This is a genomic window from Paenibacillus hemerocallicola, assembly GCF_006265175.1.
GTDB classification, from domain to species: domain Bacteria; phylum Bacillota; class Bacilli; order Paenibacillales; family NBRC-103111; genus Paenibacillus_AB; species Paenibacillus_AB hemerocallicola.
This window is the reverse complement of the sequence record NZ_VDCQ01000011.1, coordinates 49969-65832: the sequence shown is the minus strand read 5'-3', so window position 1 is coordinate 65832 and position 15864 is coordinate 49969. Positions and strand designations below refer to the sequence as shown.

At 54.0% G+C, this 15864-nt stretch carries 15 protein-coding genes and 1 other annotated feature; all 15 genes read right to left on the bottom strand.

Features of this window, described 5'->3' with window-relative positions; all coding sequences use genetic code 11:
• Nucleotides 1-79: 79 nt before the first annotated feature.
• The gene (ileS, locus tag FE784_RS10290; RefSeq protein WP_139602113.1) at nt 80-2830 is read right to left on the bottom strand and encodes an isoleucine--tRNA ligase; all 2751 of its coding nucleotides are present in this window, start codon (nt 2828-2830) and stop codon (nt 80-82) included.
• A 56-nt stretch (nt 2831-2886) separates the two neighbouring features.
• Nucleotides 2887-3152: a binding site (T-box leader), on the bottom strand.
• A 159-nt stretch (nt 3153-3311) separates the two neighbouring features.
• Entirely contained in the window at nt 3312-3788 is a 477-nt protein-coding gene (locus FE784_RS10285) for a DivIVA domain-containing protein (RefSeq protein ID WP_139602112.1), read from the bottom strand.
• Nucleotides 3789-3881: 93 nt separating this feature from the next.
• Complete coding sequence (locus FE784_RS10280) at nt 3882-4664, bottom strand: YlmH family RNA-binding protein (RefSeq protein WP_139602111.1); 783 nt, start codon at nt 4662-4664, stop codon at nt 3882-3884.
• Nucleotides 4665-4670: 6 nt separating this feature from the next.
• Nucleotides 4671-4964, bottom strand: a complete 294-nt coding sequence (locus FE784_RS10275) for a YggT family protein (protein ID WP_246131974.1) — start codon at nt 4962-4964, stop codon at nt 4671-4673.
• Nucleotides 4965-4977: 13 nt separating this feature from the next.
• Nucleotides 4978-5418: a cell division protein SepF gene (locus tag FE784_RS10270; protein WP_139602110.1), complete on the bottom strand. Its 441-nt coding sequence runs from the start codon at nt 5416-5418 to the stop codon at nt 4978-4980.
• A gap of 137 nt (nt 5419-5555) precedes the next feature.
• Nucleotides 5556-6242, bottom strand: coding sequence for a YggS family pyridoxal phosphate-dependent enzyme (locus FE784_RS10265; protein WP_139602109.1), 687 nt, complete (start codon nt 6240-6242; stop codon nt 5556-5558).
• Nucleotides 6243-6339: 97 nt separating this feature from the next.
• A complete protein-coding gene (pgeF, locus tag FE784_RS10260) occupies nt 6340-7191 on the bottom strand; it encodes a peptidoglycan editing factor PgeF (RefSeq protein WP_139602108.1) in 852 nt (283 codons plus the stop codon).
• Between the two features lie 123 nt (nt 7192-7314).
• Complete coding sequence (locus FE784_RS10255) at nt 7315-7614, bottom strand: YlmC/YmxH family sporulation protein (RefSeq protein WP_139602107.1); 300 nt, start codon at nt 7612-7614, stop codon at nt 7315-7317.
• A 207-nt stretch (nt 7615-7821) separates the two neighbouring features.
• On the bottom strand, nt 7822-8604 hold the full coding sequence (sigG, locus tag FE784_RS10250; RefSeq protein WP_139602106.1) for an RNA polymerase sporulation sigma factor SigG: 783 nt from the start codon (nt 8602-8604) through the stop codon (nt 7822-7824).
• Between the two features lie 224 nt (nt 8605-8828).
• On the bottom strand, nt 8829-9551 hold the full coding sequence (gene sigE, locus FE784_RS10245; protein WP_139602105.1) for an RNA polymerase sporulation sigma factor SigE: 723 nt from the start codon (nt 9549-9551) through the stop codon (nt 8829-8831).
• 112 nt (nt 9552-9663) lie between these two features.
• Nucleotides 9664-10587, bottom strand: a complete 924-nt coding sequence (gene spoIIGA, locus FE784_RS10240; RefSeq protein ID WP_139602104.1) for a sigma-E processing peptidase SpoIIGA — start codon at nt 10585-10587, stop codon at nt 9664-9666.
• A 286-nt stretch (nt 10588-10873) separates the two neighbouring features.
• Nucleotides 10874-11989 (bottom strand): cell division protein FtsZ, encoded by a 1116-nt coding sequence (gene ftsZ, locus FE784_RS10235; protein ID WP_139602103.1) that lies wholly within the window; start codon nt 11987-11989, stop codon nt 10874-10876.
• 87 nt (nt 11990-12076) lie between these two features.
• Nucleotides 12077-13321, bottom strand: a complete 1245-nt coding sequence (gene ftsA / locus FE784_RS10230; protein WP_139602102.1) for a cell division protein FtsA — start codon at nt 13319-13321, stop codon at nt 12077-12079.
• Between the two features lie 355 nt (nt 13322-13676).
• Nucleotides 13677-14486, bottom strand: a complete 810-nt coding sequence (locus tag FE784_RS10225) for a cell division protein FtsQ/DivIB (RefSeq protein WP_246131973.1) — start codon at nt 14484-14486, stop codon at nt 13677-13679.
• A gap of 93 nt (nt 14487-14579) precedes the next feature.
• Complete coding sequence (gene murA, locus FE784_RS10220; RefSeq protein WP_139602101.1) at nt 14580-15857, bottom strand: UDP-N-acetylglucosamine 1-carboxyvinyltransferase; 1278 nt, start codon at nt 15855-15857, stop codon at nt 14580-14582.
• Between the last annotated feature and the right edge of the window lie 7 nt (nt 15858-15864).

The following is a 15864-nucleotide window of genomic DNA, read 5'->3' as shown; positions in this document are numbered from 1 at the left end:
TTGTTGGCAAATATGCAGTGCGCGGAGAGCCGTATCGATTCGCTGCGACTCTCCGGCTGCATGGCTGCCTGACGTTCGATTATATGACCGAAGCACAGCGGGCGCATAGCGTAGGACGGTTCTCATCTTGACCGACTTCAGGCGTTACGATCCAACACCTCTCGCATTTTTCCCCTTCCGCCACTTCGACCGATACAGACAAGCCTTTCAGTCTCATTGCCGTTTCGGGAATCGCTTCTCCCGGTTCCGCGACCGCTACCGCGGAAACGATGAACAAATGGTCCAAATCGTCGAATTCGCCAAGCAGCTTGGCCGTTTCCGCTTCCGGGTACAGACGGAGACTGGCTCCGAGCGAGTTGCCGATCACTTTGTCTTTTCTCGCCGCTTCAAGCGCCTTCAGCACTTCATCCCGCACCACCGTGAACCGTCCCCACTTGCGCTCCAACGCCTCGTCGAACAGGGATGTATCCGCCTCGGGCATTTCGGTCAGTTGGACGCTTATCGCGCCGGCCGCCGGCGTATATTTCCACACCTCGTCCGCCGTATGCGGCAAAATCGGCGCCATCAATTTAGTTATGACCGTAAGCGCCTCGTATAATACCGTCTGGCAAGCTTTGCGGCCAACATCGTTCGGAGCGCTGGCATATAGCCGGTCCTTGACGATGTCGAGATAGAACGCGCTCATCTCGACCGCGCAGAAATGATGAACCGCCTGGTACACCAAATGGAATTCATATCGCTCGTAAGCCTTCAGCACTTTTTCCGTCATACGATTCAGCCTGATTAGCGCGAATCGGTCGAGCTCGTTCATCCGGTCGCTCGACACGCGGTCGGCAAGCGGATCGTAACCGGTCAAGTTTCCCAGTAGGAAACGAAGCGTGTTTCGTATTTTGCGGTATACCTCGGTAATTTGCGTCAAGATGTTGTCGGAAATGCGCACGTCGGACTGATAGTCGACGGACGCGACCCACATTCTCAATATGTCGGCTCCCAGCCTGCCGCATACCTGATTGGGATCGACCGTGTTGCCAAGCGATTTGGACATTTTGCGTCCTTCCCCGTCCAAGGTGAAGCCATGGCTCAAAATGCCTTTGTACGGCGACCGGCCCCTTACGGCAACCCCGGTAATGAGCGAGGAATTATACCAGCCGCGATACTGGTCCGAGCCTTCCAGGTAAAGGTCCGCCGGCCATTGCAGCTCCTGCCGGGTTTCCAATACGGCCGCGTGACTGGAGCCGGAATCGAACCATACGTCCATAATGTCGGTTTCCTTGCGGAATTCGCCATGGCCGCATTGCGGACAAACCGTTCCTTCCGGCAGAAGCTCGTGCGCCTCTTTCGCAAACCAGGCGTCGAAGCCTTCCGTTTCGAACATGCCGGCGACTTTCTCGATCGTCGCATCGTTTACAAGCGGATGGCTGCAGCTGCGGCAATATACGATCGGAATCGGGACTCCCCATACCCGCTGCCGGGATATACACCAGTCTCCTCGGTCTGCAATCATATTATGCAGACGAATTTCGCCCCATTCCGGCGTCCAGTCGATCGTTTTGATTTCATCCAGCATCGATTGGCGGAATTTGTCTACCGAGGCGAACCATTGCTCCGTAGCCCGGTAAATGACCGGCTTCTTCGTACGCCAATCGTGCGCATACTGGTGCTGGATGAAGCTCAGCTTGAGCAGATGGCCGGACTGCTCCAGCTTCTCGGTGATCAGCTTGTTCGCTTTGTCATAGAAAATCCCTTCAAAGCCCGGCGCTTCGCTCGTCATGCAGCCTTGGTCGTCGACGGGGCACAGAACGCCCAGATTGTACTTCTGGCCAACGGCAAAGTCGTCCTCGCCGTGTCCCGGAGCCGTATGAACGCAGCCCGTACCGGCATCCAACGTTACGTGCTCGCCTAAAATTACGACGGAATCCCGATCATAGAACGGATGGCTGCAAGTTATATATTCCAGCTCGGCGCCTTTGAACGAAGCCTTCTTGGAAACATTGCGCCAGCCGATTTCCTTCGAGACGGCATCAAGCAATCCTTCGGCAACCAATACCGACTTTCCGTCCGCCTCAACCAGCGCATATTCGAAATCCGGATGAACGCTGATGCCCAAGTTGGCCGGCAGCGTCCAAGGCGTCGTCGTCCAAATCAGGATGGAGCTGCCGTCGGGCAGCTTGCCTTTGCCATTTTGGACCGGAAACGCCACATAGATCGATGCGGACGTTTTCTCCCGGTATTCGATCTCCGCCTCCGCCAGAGCGCTCTCCGACGACGGGGACCAGTAAACCGGCTTCAGTCCCTTGTATATATACCCTTTCTTGACCATCTCGCCGAACACGCGGATTTGCTGCGCCTCATACTGCGGGTGCAGCGTAATGTAAGGATCGTCCCAGTCGCCGAGTATGCCTAGCCGCCTGAATTGTCCCTTCTGCTTCTCCACCCAATCGAGCGCATATTGCTTGCAATAGTCGCGGAATTCCAGCACGCTCATCTTTTTGCGGTCGACTTTGCCGCTGTTGGCGATAGCCTGCTCGATCGGCAGTCCGTGCGTGTCCCAGCCCGGGACGTACGGAGCGTCGAAGCCTCGCATCGATTTATAGCGGACGATAAAATCTTTCAATACTTTGTTAAGCGCATGCCCGATATGAATGTCTCCGTTGGCATAGGGCGGGCCGTCGTGCAAAATAAACTTCGGTCGACCTTGCCGGCTTTCCCTGACTTTGCCGTACAAATCGATCTCGTCCCACCATTTTTGCATATTCGGCTCCGCCTGCGGCAAATTGCCTCTCATCGGAAAATCGGTTTGCAGCAAATTCAACGTTTTGCCGTAATCCATTTTGATCTCTCCTTCGGCGATTTTGGGATTGGTAAAATAAAAAAGCTTCTCGTCCACAAAGGGACGAGAAGCTGTTCTCGCGGTACCACCCTCATAAGCGTTATCGGATCCGTACAGCCGTACTGCCGGAAGCGGTTGCGCTCACTCGTATGATCTGTAACGGGATCTCCCGTTCTCTTTACTGGACGGCCGCCTTAGCCGCCGCGCTTTCGAGAGACGCTCTCGGGTGATGTTCGATCCGGCGCGGATATCGGGCTCGCACCGCTCCCCGACTCGCTGTTTCCTCGTACCCGAATGTACTTGTCCCGGTCATCGCTATCATCGTATTCTTCTACATGACGTTATCGTTAAAGGGCCAAGAAGAAAAACAACCGCCATTCAGCGGTCTGTTATACAACAGTATAGCCGAACGGACCAGACTGTGTCAACCGCGAAACGGGCTCGCGACTGCATCCAACCTATATTCGCGTAATTCGACCGGTTATGCTTGGTTTTCTTTCACTTCGAGCGAATCCCACTGATCGGTGCCGAGCAATTCAAGCTGCGCTTCGACAAGCGTCTTGAACCGGGTACGGTAAATCGAGGCCTGCTTCTTCAGCTCCTCGATCTCGAGGGCGATTTTGCGGGATTTCGAAAGCGACTCGTTAATGATCCGGTCCGCGTTTTTCTCCGCTTCCTTCACGATAAGCTGCGCCTCTTTCTTCGAGTTGTTGCGCACCTCGTCCGCCGCCTCCTGAGCCACGATAATCGTCTTGCTCAGCGTCTCCTCGATGTTGGCGAAATGATCGAGTCTCTCCTGAAGCGACGCAACCTGGCTTTGAAGCTCCTTATTTTCACGAATATACAGTTCGTAATCTTTAATAATCTGATCGAGAAACTCGTTGACATCGTCTTCATCGTATCCGCGAAGACGCCGACCGAATTCCTTGTTATGTATGTCCAATGGCGTTAAGGGCATTGGAGCACCTCCTGTGTGTAATGACGGCGAAATATCGTTACAGAACCCCCGATATACAACTTTCGACGGGAACGACGAAATTCCTGCAACGTCTTACACGAATTTGCCAACTTTGAGCCGGATTCTTCCTTTTTTCGTTTCGCCTTCCACCTCGATCAGTCTAAACCGGCCGAAGCCTTGAAAGGATACGACATCCCCTTCCTTCAAGGGCTTGGATGGATCCTCCTCGGGCTTCCAGTTTACTTTGCAGCGGCCGGATTTGATCGGCTGAAGCACCTTGGCCCGGCTAAGCCGGTATACGTCGCTGACGATCCCGTCAAGGCGAAGCGACGCCACGGATAAATTCAATTCTTCCAACGTCTGGTTCACCGCTTGCAGACGGTCGAGCGGAAGCGTCTCCGTAAGTACGTGCACCCGGTGAACCTGTTGCAGGTTCAGATGGACATAGTCGATTATTTCGCTCGCGATCAAGCAATGACAGCAGCCGTCCCCGACATGGATATCGCCGATCTTCTCTCGTTTGATCCCGACTCCGAGCAGCGACCCGAGAAAGTCGCCGTGGTCGAGCTGTGAAAATCTGGAATCGTCGGAAGTAACGGAAAGCAGGCCGATATCCGCCTCGTCCGCACCGATTTCCCGGTATGGCGGTGCGATAATCGCGCGTTTGCGCTCGGCCTGCCCGTATCCCCCTTCGAACCGAAGGTTGACATCTCCATGACGATTGGCGAGAGATTGTACGATGAACGCTTGCCGCGGATCCAAAAAATCGGTTTGTTTGACCGCATGATTCAAAGCGGCGCGCACGATCCATTCTTGCGCTTTATCGACAAACCGGTGCTCGTCGGGGTGAAAGTGCGAATACAGATCCGTCGCCACTTCGAATCACCCGAATGCGCTGAGCACGTATGCGATCACGGTCTGCAGACCGTAGATGACGAAACGAAGCGCGATCAAGGCTACGATCGGTGAAATGTCGATCATCCCGCCGATTGGCGGAATAAACCGGCGAAACAGCGATAAATAAGGCTCGACGAGCTTACCCAATATTTCGCCGATAAAGCTGTCGCGGGCGTTTGGCAGCCAGGAAAGTAGCACATACGCGATTACCAGGTACGTATAGACTGTTCCCAACTGTCCGATATACCCTAGAATGGAATCGATCGTTGCCGGACTCAATACTTATTCACCTCTATCGATTAAATTCGTCTTGGTCATGCATCATTTCCGAGATTGCTCCTTGAATTTCCACCGAGTCGGGCGTGCACAGAAATATGTTCGGCCCGATCTTCGTAATCCCTCCGTTCAAGGCATAGACGGTGCCGCTCAAAAAGTCGACGATACGGATCGCCTGCTCGGTCCGCACACGCTGCAGGTTGACCACAACCGGCCTCCGCGAGCGCAGATGGTCGGCGATCTCCTGCGTTTCTTCGTACGAGCGGGGTTCATTCAAAACAACCCTGACGTTGCGCTGGGAATGAATGCTGACGATGTTTCCCTTATTAGATTTACGCGCGTCGGCCGAAACGGTTTCATGATCTTCGGCTTCTTCCATCGGGCGAGTGTCGCGCTCCACTATTTCTTCTTCATCCTGCAAGCCGACAAAGTTCAAAAAACGGTTCATAACTCCCATCACGATATCCTCCTTCATGGTCGATTCCAGTCGTACCGGTAATTCCGCCGCACCGCTTTCGGAGCATGATCTTTGCCTAAGGGCACACGATATAAGTCGTACTAATGAATCATGAAGTCCGTTCCTTATATTGCCGTTTAGCCTTCCTTGCCGACCAGCACCGTACCGAGTCGGACCCAGGTGGCCCCTTCCTCGATCGCTACTTCGAAATCGCCCGACATGCCCATCGACAGATGCTCGACGGAATAACCCAGCACACCCGCCTCATTGAGCTTGTCCCGCAATTCCCGGAGTCCATGGAACACCGGTCTGGTCGCTTCCGCTTCCGCTTCGTACGGCGCCATGGTCATTAGCCCGACTATCCGAATACGCGGATAGTCGGCCAGTTTTTCCGCGAACGGCACAAGCTCGTCCGGCGGCAGTCCATACTTCGATTGCTCGCCGGATACGTTTACCTGGACGAAGCAGTCGACCGAAATGCCAAGCTTCGCGGCGTGCCGATCCAGCTCCTTTGCCAGAGAAAGCCGGTCAAGCGAGTGTATGTATGCGAACTTTCCGACAACATCCTTCACTTTGTTCGATTGCAAATGTCCGATAAAATGCCAAACGGCGTCGGACCCTATCGCTTCCCATTTGGCCTCCGCATCCTGCCACCGGTTCTCTCCGACGTGTCCGAGGCCGCACTCGACGGCCGTGCGGGCGGTTTCCGTCGATACATATTTGGTGACCGCGATGACATTCACGTCTTCGCGCTTCCGGCCGCTTCGCAAGCAAGCTTGCTCGATTCGTGATTCGACCTGGCGAATTCGTTCCTGCATACTCAAACTTGTCCAATCCTTTCCGTCATCGTCAGTCGTCCTTAACGATGGTAAGGTAATATCGCGCACGGGTTAGCGGCACCGGCGCCCGGACGCCCGGACCTTACAGGTCCAATCCGATCCACGACGCCATCCGGCCGGTCGATCCGTTCTCCTTCCGGTGGGAGAAGAACAAATCGGTTCTGCAGCCGGTGCACATCCCACATATTTCGATATGCATCGGCATTATTCCTGCTTTTATCATAATTTGTCTATTCAATTCTTGCAAGCCGAGCATGTATTTCCCCTGCTCTTCCCCCGGGCGGTACGTTTTACGGCGTTCCTCCGAGTTTGCGCCGAGCTCCGTCAAGCATTCATCGATACGTTCGATCACAATACCGTCGACCTCGTAGCAGCAGGATCCGATTGAAGGTCCTATGGCCGCCCTTACGTCCGCAGCCTCGGTTCCGTACGCTTCCGACATGGCCTCCACCGTGCTTCTCGCGATTTGCAATACCGTCCCTTTCCAGCCGGCATGGGCCAAGCCGACGACGCGACGGATCGGATCGAAGAAATACAGGGGGACGCAGTCGGCATAAAACGAAGAAAGCCAAACGCCGGATTCGTTCGTAATGAGCGCATCGGTATTCTGGATCGCGTCCTCCCTCGAAACCCGGCCTTTCCCGCGATCGTCCCGTTTCACTATTGCCACGTTCCGGCCATGGACCTGCTCCCCGCACGTCCAAGCTTCGAATGGAACGTTCAGCACGGCCGCGAGCCTTCTCCGGTTCTCCACGACGTGAACCGGGTCGTCCTGAATATGCAGCGCGCAATTCATCGACGAATAATCGCCGACGCTGGCTCCGCCTATCCGGGTCGTAAATCCCGCGCTCAGCCCTGGATAAGCTTGCTCCCATCGATCTATATGAAGTCTGGCCGGCAGCCCCGGCACACTCGTCAGTCGAAACGGTTCCATGCTTGTCCTCTCCCCTTTCGGATACAAGTATACCATAACGTTCTCCGGCCGCCGAAAAGTGCCGACACACCAAGCATCGGCACCACGGGGCTGTCTTCGAATGGTCGGACCTAGGGAGAGAGCTCAAGCCCGGTACGACGATCTTTGATCGCCGACGGAACTATCCCCGTCTTCGACGCGGTATGCTTTCGCGTCCTCCAGCTTTACCAGCACGACGTCCATTCCGATCTTCACGATATTCCTCCAAGGAATAACCACATCGGTTCCCCCGCCGAACATGCCGAAAAACTTGCTCTGGTTCGGCACCACGATCGATTCGATCCGGCCCTGGCGCAAATCGAGCTCCAAATCGCTAATTTGCCCCAGCTTTTTGCCGTCGACGATGTTGATTACGTCTTTCGATTGGAAATCCGATATTTTCAAGGCGAATCACCACATGTCTCAGAAGTTGGGAGCTCATTCGCTCTACTCCATTATATGTCGCATTCCGTCAAAATGTCCTGCTTCATCCGGCTGACAAGCCCGTAATTTTCCTCTTTCTTCCGCAAATACAAAAAAAGCCGTTGATTTCGTCTCCTTCAACGGCTTTCTTCAATCGAACCGCATCCGATACAGGCCGCGGTTATGCCATTACGTCTTCACATGCTTTTGCATTTGCGATATCGCCGATTTCTCCAACCGGGATACTTGCGCTTGTGAAATGCCGATCTCGTCCGCCACTTCCATTTGTGTTTTCCCTTCGAAAAAACGCATGGACAATATCATTTTCTCGCGGTCGTTCAGTTTTCGCATCGCTTCCCGCAGCGCGATTCCCTCGATCCACGACACGTCCTTGTTGCGATCGTCGCTGATTTGATCCATGACGTATATCGGATCTCCGCCGTCGTGATAGATCGGTTCGAATAACGAGACCGGATCCTGGATCGCATCCAATGCGAATACGACGTCCTCCTTCGGCACGTTGAGCGCTTCGGAAATTTCGTAAACGGTCGGCTCCCGCGAGTTGGCGTTCGTAAGCTGGTCGCGGATCTGCAGTGCTTTATAAGCGATATCGCGGAGCGAACGGGATACACGGATCGGATTGTTGTCGCGCAAATAGCGTCTGATCTCTCCGATTATCATCGGCACCGCGTAGGTCGAAAACTTCACGTTCTGGCTCAAATCGAAATTGTCGATCGCCTTCATGAGGCCGATACAGCCTACCTGAAACAAATCGTCAACGAATTCGCCGCGGTTGTTGAAACGCTGGATGACGCTTAATACGAGTCTTAAATTGCCGTTTACCAATTTCTCTCTTGCTGCACGTTCGTTTTTCGTCTGAAGTTGTACGAACAATTCCCGCATTTCCGCGTTGGACAGAACAGGCAGTTTCGAAGTATCAACACCACAGATCTCGACTTTGTTTCGGGTCAACGTGAATACCTCCCAAGGAGAAACATTACTGTTAATTATCTCCCTGGAAGTTTTTTTTATGCGCCTCCGAACGGGAACGCCCGTTCCGCTCAACGCTCCGAAATCGCTTACAGCTTACTCTCCGTAAAGCCGGCCGTTTCGATAAAACCCGTATAAACTTTTGAAACGTGCACGGCGCGTAAGGGCACGGCGAGAAAAAAGAGAAGCCAGTGTCGCGCTTCTCTCTACACCATTTTATTGAACTCCTTGCGCAGCCTCTTGATGATCCGCTTTTCCAGCCGGGATATGTACGATTGGGAAATGCCGAGCATGTCGGCCACATCCTTCTGCGTCTTCTCTTCGCCGTCCTGCAGGCCGAACCTGAGCTCCATAATAATCCGTTCCCGCTCCGAAAGCTTGTCAAGCGCTTTATGCAGCAGCTTCCGGTCCACTTGTTCTTCGATATTCCGGTAAATCGTATCGTTTTCGGTTCCGAGCACGTCCGACAGCAGCAGCTCGTTGCCGTCCCAATCGATATTGAGCGGCTCGTCGAACGACACCTCCGTACGAACCTTGCTGTTGCGCCGCAAATACATCAATATTTCGTTCTCGATACAGCGGGAGGCGTAAGTGGCCAGCTTGATCTTCTTTTCCGGATCGAACGTATTGACCGCTTTTATTAATCCGATAGCCCCGATCGATACCAAATCCTCGATGTTGATGCCCGTATTCTCGAATTTCCGGGCAATGTACACGACCAGCCGCAAGTTGCGTTCGATCAGCATCGCCCGAATAGCCGTATCTCCCGACGGCAGCTTCTCCAGCAAATACTCTTCCTCTTCGCGCGTGAGCGGCGGAGGCAACGCTTCGCTGCCGCCGATGTAATAGATTTCGTCGCTTTTCAAACCGAGCAGGAATAGAAGCCGGTAGTAGAGCAAATGAGCCATCAGTTTCCACTTGAGTAGCATCTTGTTTACCTCCTGAAGGCTTTTCGGAGAAAAGCCGGCATCGTATTTGCGCCCCCAAAAGTGAAGACTACCTTTGGAGCTTAGCGAAGCGGGTCCTCGTAGTTTTCGGCGCTCACGCCTCCATCTGCACGAGCGTCGGATGGATGATCGCCTGGTACGATCCATCGGCGCACAGCTTGCCGCCGTCGAGTCCGACCAACACTTTTCGGTTCACGATCTCCGTTTCGTTATGGACAATCACCACCTTGTCGGGCTTAAGCGCCAGCATAAATTGCGTTCCGCGATTCACCCCCCGGTAAGGAATAAGGCGGAGACGATCCTGCCATATGAACGTTTCCGTACCGATAGCCGCCACCAGCTGATCGACTTCGCATTGCCGGATCCGGTGCAGCCACGATTCAGGCAGCACCTCGTTCCACTGCGCGGCTTCGACCACCATGACAGGCGTTCGGGTCAACGGATCGTACAACTGATTGCCCGTATCGATCAAGCCGGTGCAAACCGCCTCGTAATCGTCGATGCGGATACGCACCTCGGCTAAATATTGGGTCATCTCCCGTCTGCGCTTCGCGCTTACGAATACCGTTTTGAACATCCAGACCAGCGGCACGAAAGTCAGGACAATAAACAGAAAACCGATTTGAAGCCGGTAAGCCAGCCCGCCGGACCTCGTGACAAGAATTCCGTTCATCACTTCGCCGGGCGATTGCATGAAGTAATGGATACCGAACATTCCGCCCGCTACGGCAAAGCTGATCAAGTAAAACGTCCCCAAATTGCGCAAAAACGTCTGAAGTCCGCCGAACCCGAAAGCGATTGCGATCATCGCCGCCGAAAATAAGCATTTCACGACGAAGGTAAACATAAATGATAAGGAGGGCACCAACATCAGGATGACGTAGGAAGCGCCTAGTAGGGCGGAGGCGCCTATGCGCCATGGACTTGGACGAATGTGACGAATACGTGCCGTGACGGACAATATGGCTCCGTCGATCAATAAATTGGCCAGGAAGATCAGATCCATATATACGACCACGAGCTCTCCTCCCAGCCTTTGGGACGAAGCGAAAGACGACGACGAAACACCGTAGCATGGAGAAGCCTGTACGCTCCGTAAAGCTGCGGCGATCCCGAACGTGTTTCGATTCGTGAAATCGATTTAAGTATATAGTAAGCATATTTCAAAGTCTGTCTAAACTTGTCACCCTGGAGCGTTTTTTTTAGCGAATATTTTACCGTATTTGCGCACCCTTTCACCATTTTTCGGGCAACAAAAAAGCAACCCGTCTACTCGAGGGTTGCTTATCGTATACATTTGGTTTTTATCGGCCGGTCGGATTATTTTTGCCGCGATTGCGCAAAAACGTAGGTATGTCGAGCTGGTCGCCGGAAGGCTGGCTGCCGAAAGGACGAACGCCTTGCGACTTGTCCACCGATTCGCCGGAAACTCCAGGAGTGCGACGCTGAGCCTGACCCGGAGACGGTTTGTGCTCGAAGCCTGTGGCGATAACCGTTACGACGATTTCGTCGGTCAGCTTATCGTCGATGCCTGCACCGAAAATCATATTTACTTCGGGGTCCGATGCGGTGGCGACAATGTCCGCGGCCTCATTTACTTCATAGAGGCTCAAGTTCGCGCCGCCCGTAATATTCATCAATACGCCGCGTGCGCCGTCGATCGACGTTTCCAGAAGCGGGCTCATAATCGCTTTCTTGGCCGCCTCCGCCGCACGGCTCTCACCCGTCGCAACGCCGATGCCCATGAGCGCGGAACCGCGTTCGGTCATGATCGTCTTCACGTCGGCGAAATCGAGGTTGATCAGGCCCGGAACCGCGATCAGGTCAGAAATCCCTTTAACCCCTTGACGAAGCACGTTGTCCGCCTCGCGGAACGCTTCGAGCATCGGCGTCTTTTTATCGATAATTTCGAGCAGCCGGTCATTCGGAATGACGATCAGCGTGTCGACTTTTTCTTTCAACGCCATAATGCCTTGATCGGCTTGTCCGGCGCGCTTGCGGCCCTCGAACGTGAATGGCCGCGTAACGACGCCGACGGTCAGCGCTCCGCATTCTTTGGCGATTTCCGCGATCACGGGCGCCGCTCCTGTTCCCGTGCCGCCGCCCATGCCTGCGGTTACGAATACCATATCCGCCCCGCGGAGGGCATTAATAATCAAATCGCGGGATTCTTCGGCCGCTTTTTTGCCTACTTCGGGATTCGCTCCCGCGCCGAGACCCCGGGTCAATTTCTCGCCGAGCTGCAGCTTAATCTCGGATTTTGCCGTTTGCAGCGCTTGCGCATCTGTATTTGCCGTAATGAACTCGACGCCTTTCAGGCCGAATTCGATCATTCGATTTACCGCGTTGCTCCCGCCGCCGCCAACGCCAATCACTTTGATTTTGGCCAGCGATTCCATTTCCACATCGATTTCAAACATACAAATATTATCCTCCCTCAAGTGCTCGTGTCGTTTGTCGCGAGAGCCTAGGGAACTGTTTGCGCACTAACGATACGTTAACAGCTCCTAAATGAATTCGCTCAAATAGTTTTTGATCCGCTCGAACAATCCTGTCTTGTTTTCTTTGGACGAAGCCTTTTTGTTCGGGATCGGAAGCTTTTTAACCGCGGTGCTGGTGCGCTGGCGTGCAAATTTGGATACATAGTGGATAATGCCGACGCCGCTCGTATACGCAGGATCGCGAACGCCGATAAAATCGGGAACGGCCATGCGTACCGAATTTTCCAACTCCGCCTGAGCGATTTCGAGCATGCCCGGCATCGACACGGCACCGCCCGTCAACACGTACCCGCCCGGTATGTCGGTAAAGCCGAGCCGCTGCACTTCGGACCGGATCAATTGAAAAATTTCTTGGACTCTGGGTTCGATAATTTGGGCCAAATCTACTTGGGAAAACTGCTTGTCGACGTTGCTGCCGATCCGGTTCACCTTGAAAACCTGATCGGGCGCGGCATCGTCCACGATCGCGCAGCCGAACTTGAGCTTGATCTTCTCGGCGATGTCCAATTGAGTACGAAGGCCGATGGAAATGTCGTTGGTAATGTATTCCCCGCCGATCGGCAACGTCGACGTCGCGGTCAAGCTGCTTTCTTCGTATATGGCGATCGTGATCGCGCCCGCGCCGATATCGACCAGCACGGTCCCTACCGTTTTCTCGTCCTTGGACAGACACAGCTGGCCGGCGGCAAGAGACATCAAAACGACGCCGGTTACGCGCACTCCCGACTTCTCGACGCAGCGCAGAAGGTTATGTATCGACGTCTTGGCTCCGGTGATGATCGTCGCTTCCACTTCCAGCCGCACGCCTATCATGCCTCTTGGATCCTGAATGCCTTCCAGACCGTCAACCACATACTGCTTCGGTACGACGCCGATAATCTCCCTTTCCGGCGGAAGGGCGATCACTCTGGACGCCTGCAGTACGCGGTCGATATCCTCTTCGCCGATTTCCCGGTCCTCGTTCGATACGGCCACCACACCGTGGCTTGACTGTAATGCGATATGATTACCGGCAATGCCGACGTACACTTCCGATATTTGTATGCCTACCATCCGTTCGGCGTGGTCGATCGCGTTCCGAATCGACTGCACCGTTTGATCGATGTCTACGATGGCTCCCTTGCGAATGCCTTCCGAGTCGGCAGAGCCGACTCCGATTATATTAATGGCGCCATTGTTCAATTCGCCGATAATCGCTCGCACTTTGGACGTACCGATGTCCAGACTCACAATGATGTCATTGCTGCTCAAGCCGTGGCACCTCCCAGTAATTCATATTGATTGGTGAACTTGCAAAAAACACCTTTGTACATATTCCACACGGCTTATGGTTTCCCTCTTTTTCAAACAATTTTTTATGTATTTTATCCCTTGAAATTATTGCCAGCCGTGATACGGAACGCCGGAAGCTTGCACGATCCCATAATTACAATTCTACCATTATTTAAAAAGATTGAGTAGCTTTTTTTAATAGGATTCAAGTCCCATGCGGCTGTCCCGGAATTGGAAAAGCGCCGTCCCGAGACGTCTCTCGACGAAGCGGCATTCGTCGGAAACGAAAACAAAAAAAGAGGCCCAAGTTCGCCTCCTTCCCATAACTTTCGAATCAATTTCCTTTTTTCTGGGTATCCTTGGCATCCGTTTTTTGCCCGTTCTTCTGAGCGTCCGGCTTTCCGTAGTACTGCTCGAAAGGAATGTGCGTATTCGCTTCCAGCAGCTCGAAGACGCCGGAGTCGACTTCCTTGTCCGCCATTTGCTCGATCATTTCCTCGAGATACAAAATTTTGTCCGGCAAATAGGTAACCGTCGTATACACCTCGAATTGGGAACGGGTATACATCTTGATTTTATCCTCGTATGTTTTGGTCGGAGAAGGCTTGATCTCCGAAATTTCCGATAACGTCTTATCCGGTATTTTGCGAAGCGTCTCGCAAAGCTTCAGCTTCCACGTATTGCCTTCGTCCCATCCCGACAAGATCGGCTTGTCCACGACGATGTTTTTGTCCGTGACGGGAACCGCCAAGCCGTTGGAGAGCAGCATTTCCTTCTCGCCCGTCGGCCGGATCTGGAACGCTACGCGGGGATATTCCCGAACCGTAATACGGATCGATCCGGGAAACTTTTTGCGCACTTCCACGCTTTCTACGGCCTGCAGCTGCTTGACCCGCTGTTCGACCGTGGCCGAGCGGAAACCGAAAAAGTTGTGGCCGTTGGAAATGCCGGAGGCTTGTCCGATTTCCTCGGCCGTTAAAGCCGTGTTTCCGGCTATTTCGATCTGCGCGATTTTACTCAAGGATGATCGAAAAAACAAGACGGCCAGAAGCGTTACGAAAAGCAGCAGCAGGAAGAAAAGCAGCTTGCGGCTGCCGCGGCTTCTCTTTCTTTCCTCCCGGAGTACGGGCATCCTTTCCTGCAAAGCCAAAACCTCCGATCGCGGGACGCGAAATCGTTAACGCCGTACATCCCCTTCTAGGTCAGAAGGGGACTTTCGGCCGATTATTTTCGTAGTTTAAGGGACTTTCAACTGCCGGACCGGGCTATAACGCTCGATCTTGGCGCCCAACCGGCCAAACATGTTCTCGATCCGGTCATAGCCCCGATCGATATGATGGACCTGCTCGACAATGGTCGTGCCGTTGGCGGCCAGACCGGCGATGACGAGCGCGGCTCCCGCGCGCAAATCGGTCGCTTCGACCGTCGCCCCGTACAATCTCGACACTCCGCGAATAAATGCGCTGCTCAAATCTACCCGGATGTCGGCTCCCATGCGCGTCAATTCGTCGACGTGCTTGAATCTGCCTTCGAATACCGTTTCCTTCATGACGCTAATTCCGTCGGCGAGCGACAGCAGCACCATCATCTGCGCCTGCAGATCGGTCGGGAACGACGGATGCGGCGAAGTGATGATTCTCTCTACGGCTTTCGGCCGCGACGAACAGCTTACGAACATTATATCATCGTCGATCGCGATTTGAACACCCGCGCGCTTGAGGACATGGATAACCGATGTCAGGTGAGCCGGACATACGTTCTCGAGCGTCACGTTGCCTCTTGTCACGGCAGCGGCCACCATTAGCGTACCCGTCACGATTCGGTCCGGGATGACCCGATATGCCCGTGGAGCGAGTCTGTCGACCCCCTCGATCGTTATCGTATCGGTACCGGCTCCTATCATCCTGGCGCCCATCGCATTCAAAAAGTTTTGCAAATCTTGAATCTCGGGCTCGCGGGCCGCATTCGAAATCGTCGTGACGCCTTCCGCCAGCGCCGCGGCCATCATGATGTTCTCCGTGGCTCCGACGCTCGGGAAATCTAGCGTTATATCGGCTCCTGCGAGCCGGTCGGCGCGACACGTTATCGTGTTGCCCGATTCTTCGATCGTCGCTCCAAGCGCCTGGAGCCCCTTCAAATGCAAATCGATTTTGCGTTCCCCGATAGCGCAGCCGCCCGGCTGGTACACCTGCACATGCCCGAATCTGGACAACAGCGGTCCCATCAGGAAGATCGAGGACCTCATTTGCGTCATCAATTCCTCGGGCACGTGAGACGAATGGGCCGTTGACGTTTCCAGAGACACGACGTCGTCCTTCAGCTCCGCTTTGCAGCCGAGCGCGCGCAAAATGTCCAGCATGACATGAATATCGAGCAAATCCGGCACGTTTCCGATCCGGTGAACGCCTGACGCCATCATGCATGCCGCCAGGACCGGCAGCGCCGCGTTTTTGGCGCCATGAATCCGGACGTTGCCGGACAATGGTTTTCCGCCTTCGATAACCAGCTTCTCCAATGTTATA

Excerpts from the sequence above, each read along its gene's own strand:
- ftsZ (WP_139602103.1), bottom strand. The coding sequence starts at position 11,989 with ATGTTTGAAATCGATGTGGAAATGGAATCGCTGGCCAAAATCAAAGTG.
- FE784_RS10270 (WP_139602110.1), bottom strand. The coding sequence starts at position 5,418 with ATGGGAGTTATGAACCGTTTTTTGAACTTTGTCGGCTTGCAGGATGAA.
- pgeF (WP_139602108.1), bottom strand. The coding sequence starts at position 7,191 with ATGGAACCGTTTCGACTGACGAGTGTGCCGGGGCTGCCGGCCAGACTT.
- FE784_RS10285 (WP_139602112.1), bottom strand. The coding sequence starts at position 3,788 with ATGCCCTTAACGCCATTGGACATACATAACAAGGAATTCGGTCGGCGT.
- sigE (WP_139602105.1), bottom strand. The coding sequence starts at position 9,551 with ATGCTACTCAAGTGGAAACTGATGGCTCATTTGCTCTACTACCGGCTT.
- ileS (WP_139602113.1), bottom strand. The coding sequence starts at position 2,830 with ATGGATTACGGCAAAACGTTGAATTTGCTGCAAACCGATTTTCCGATG.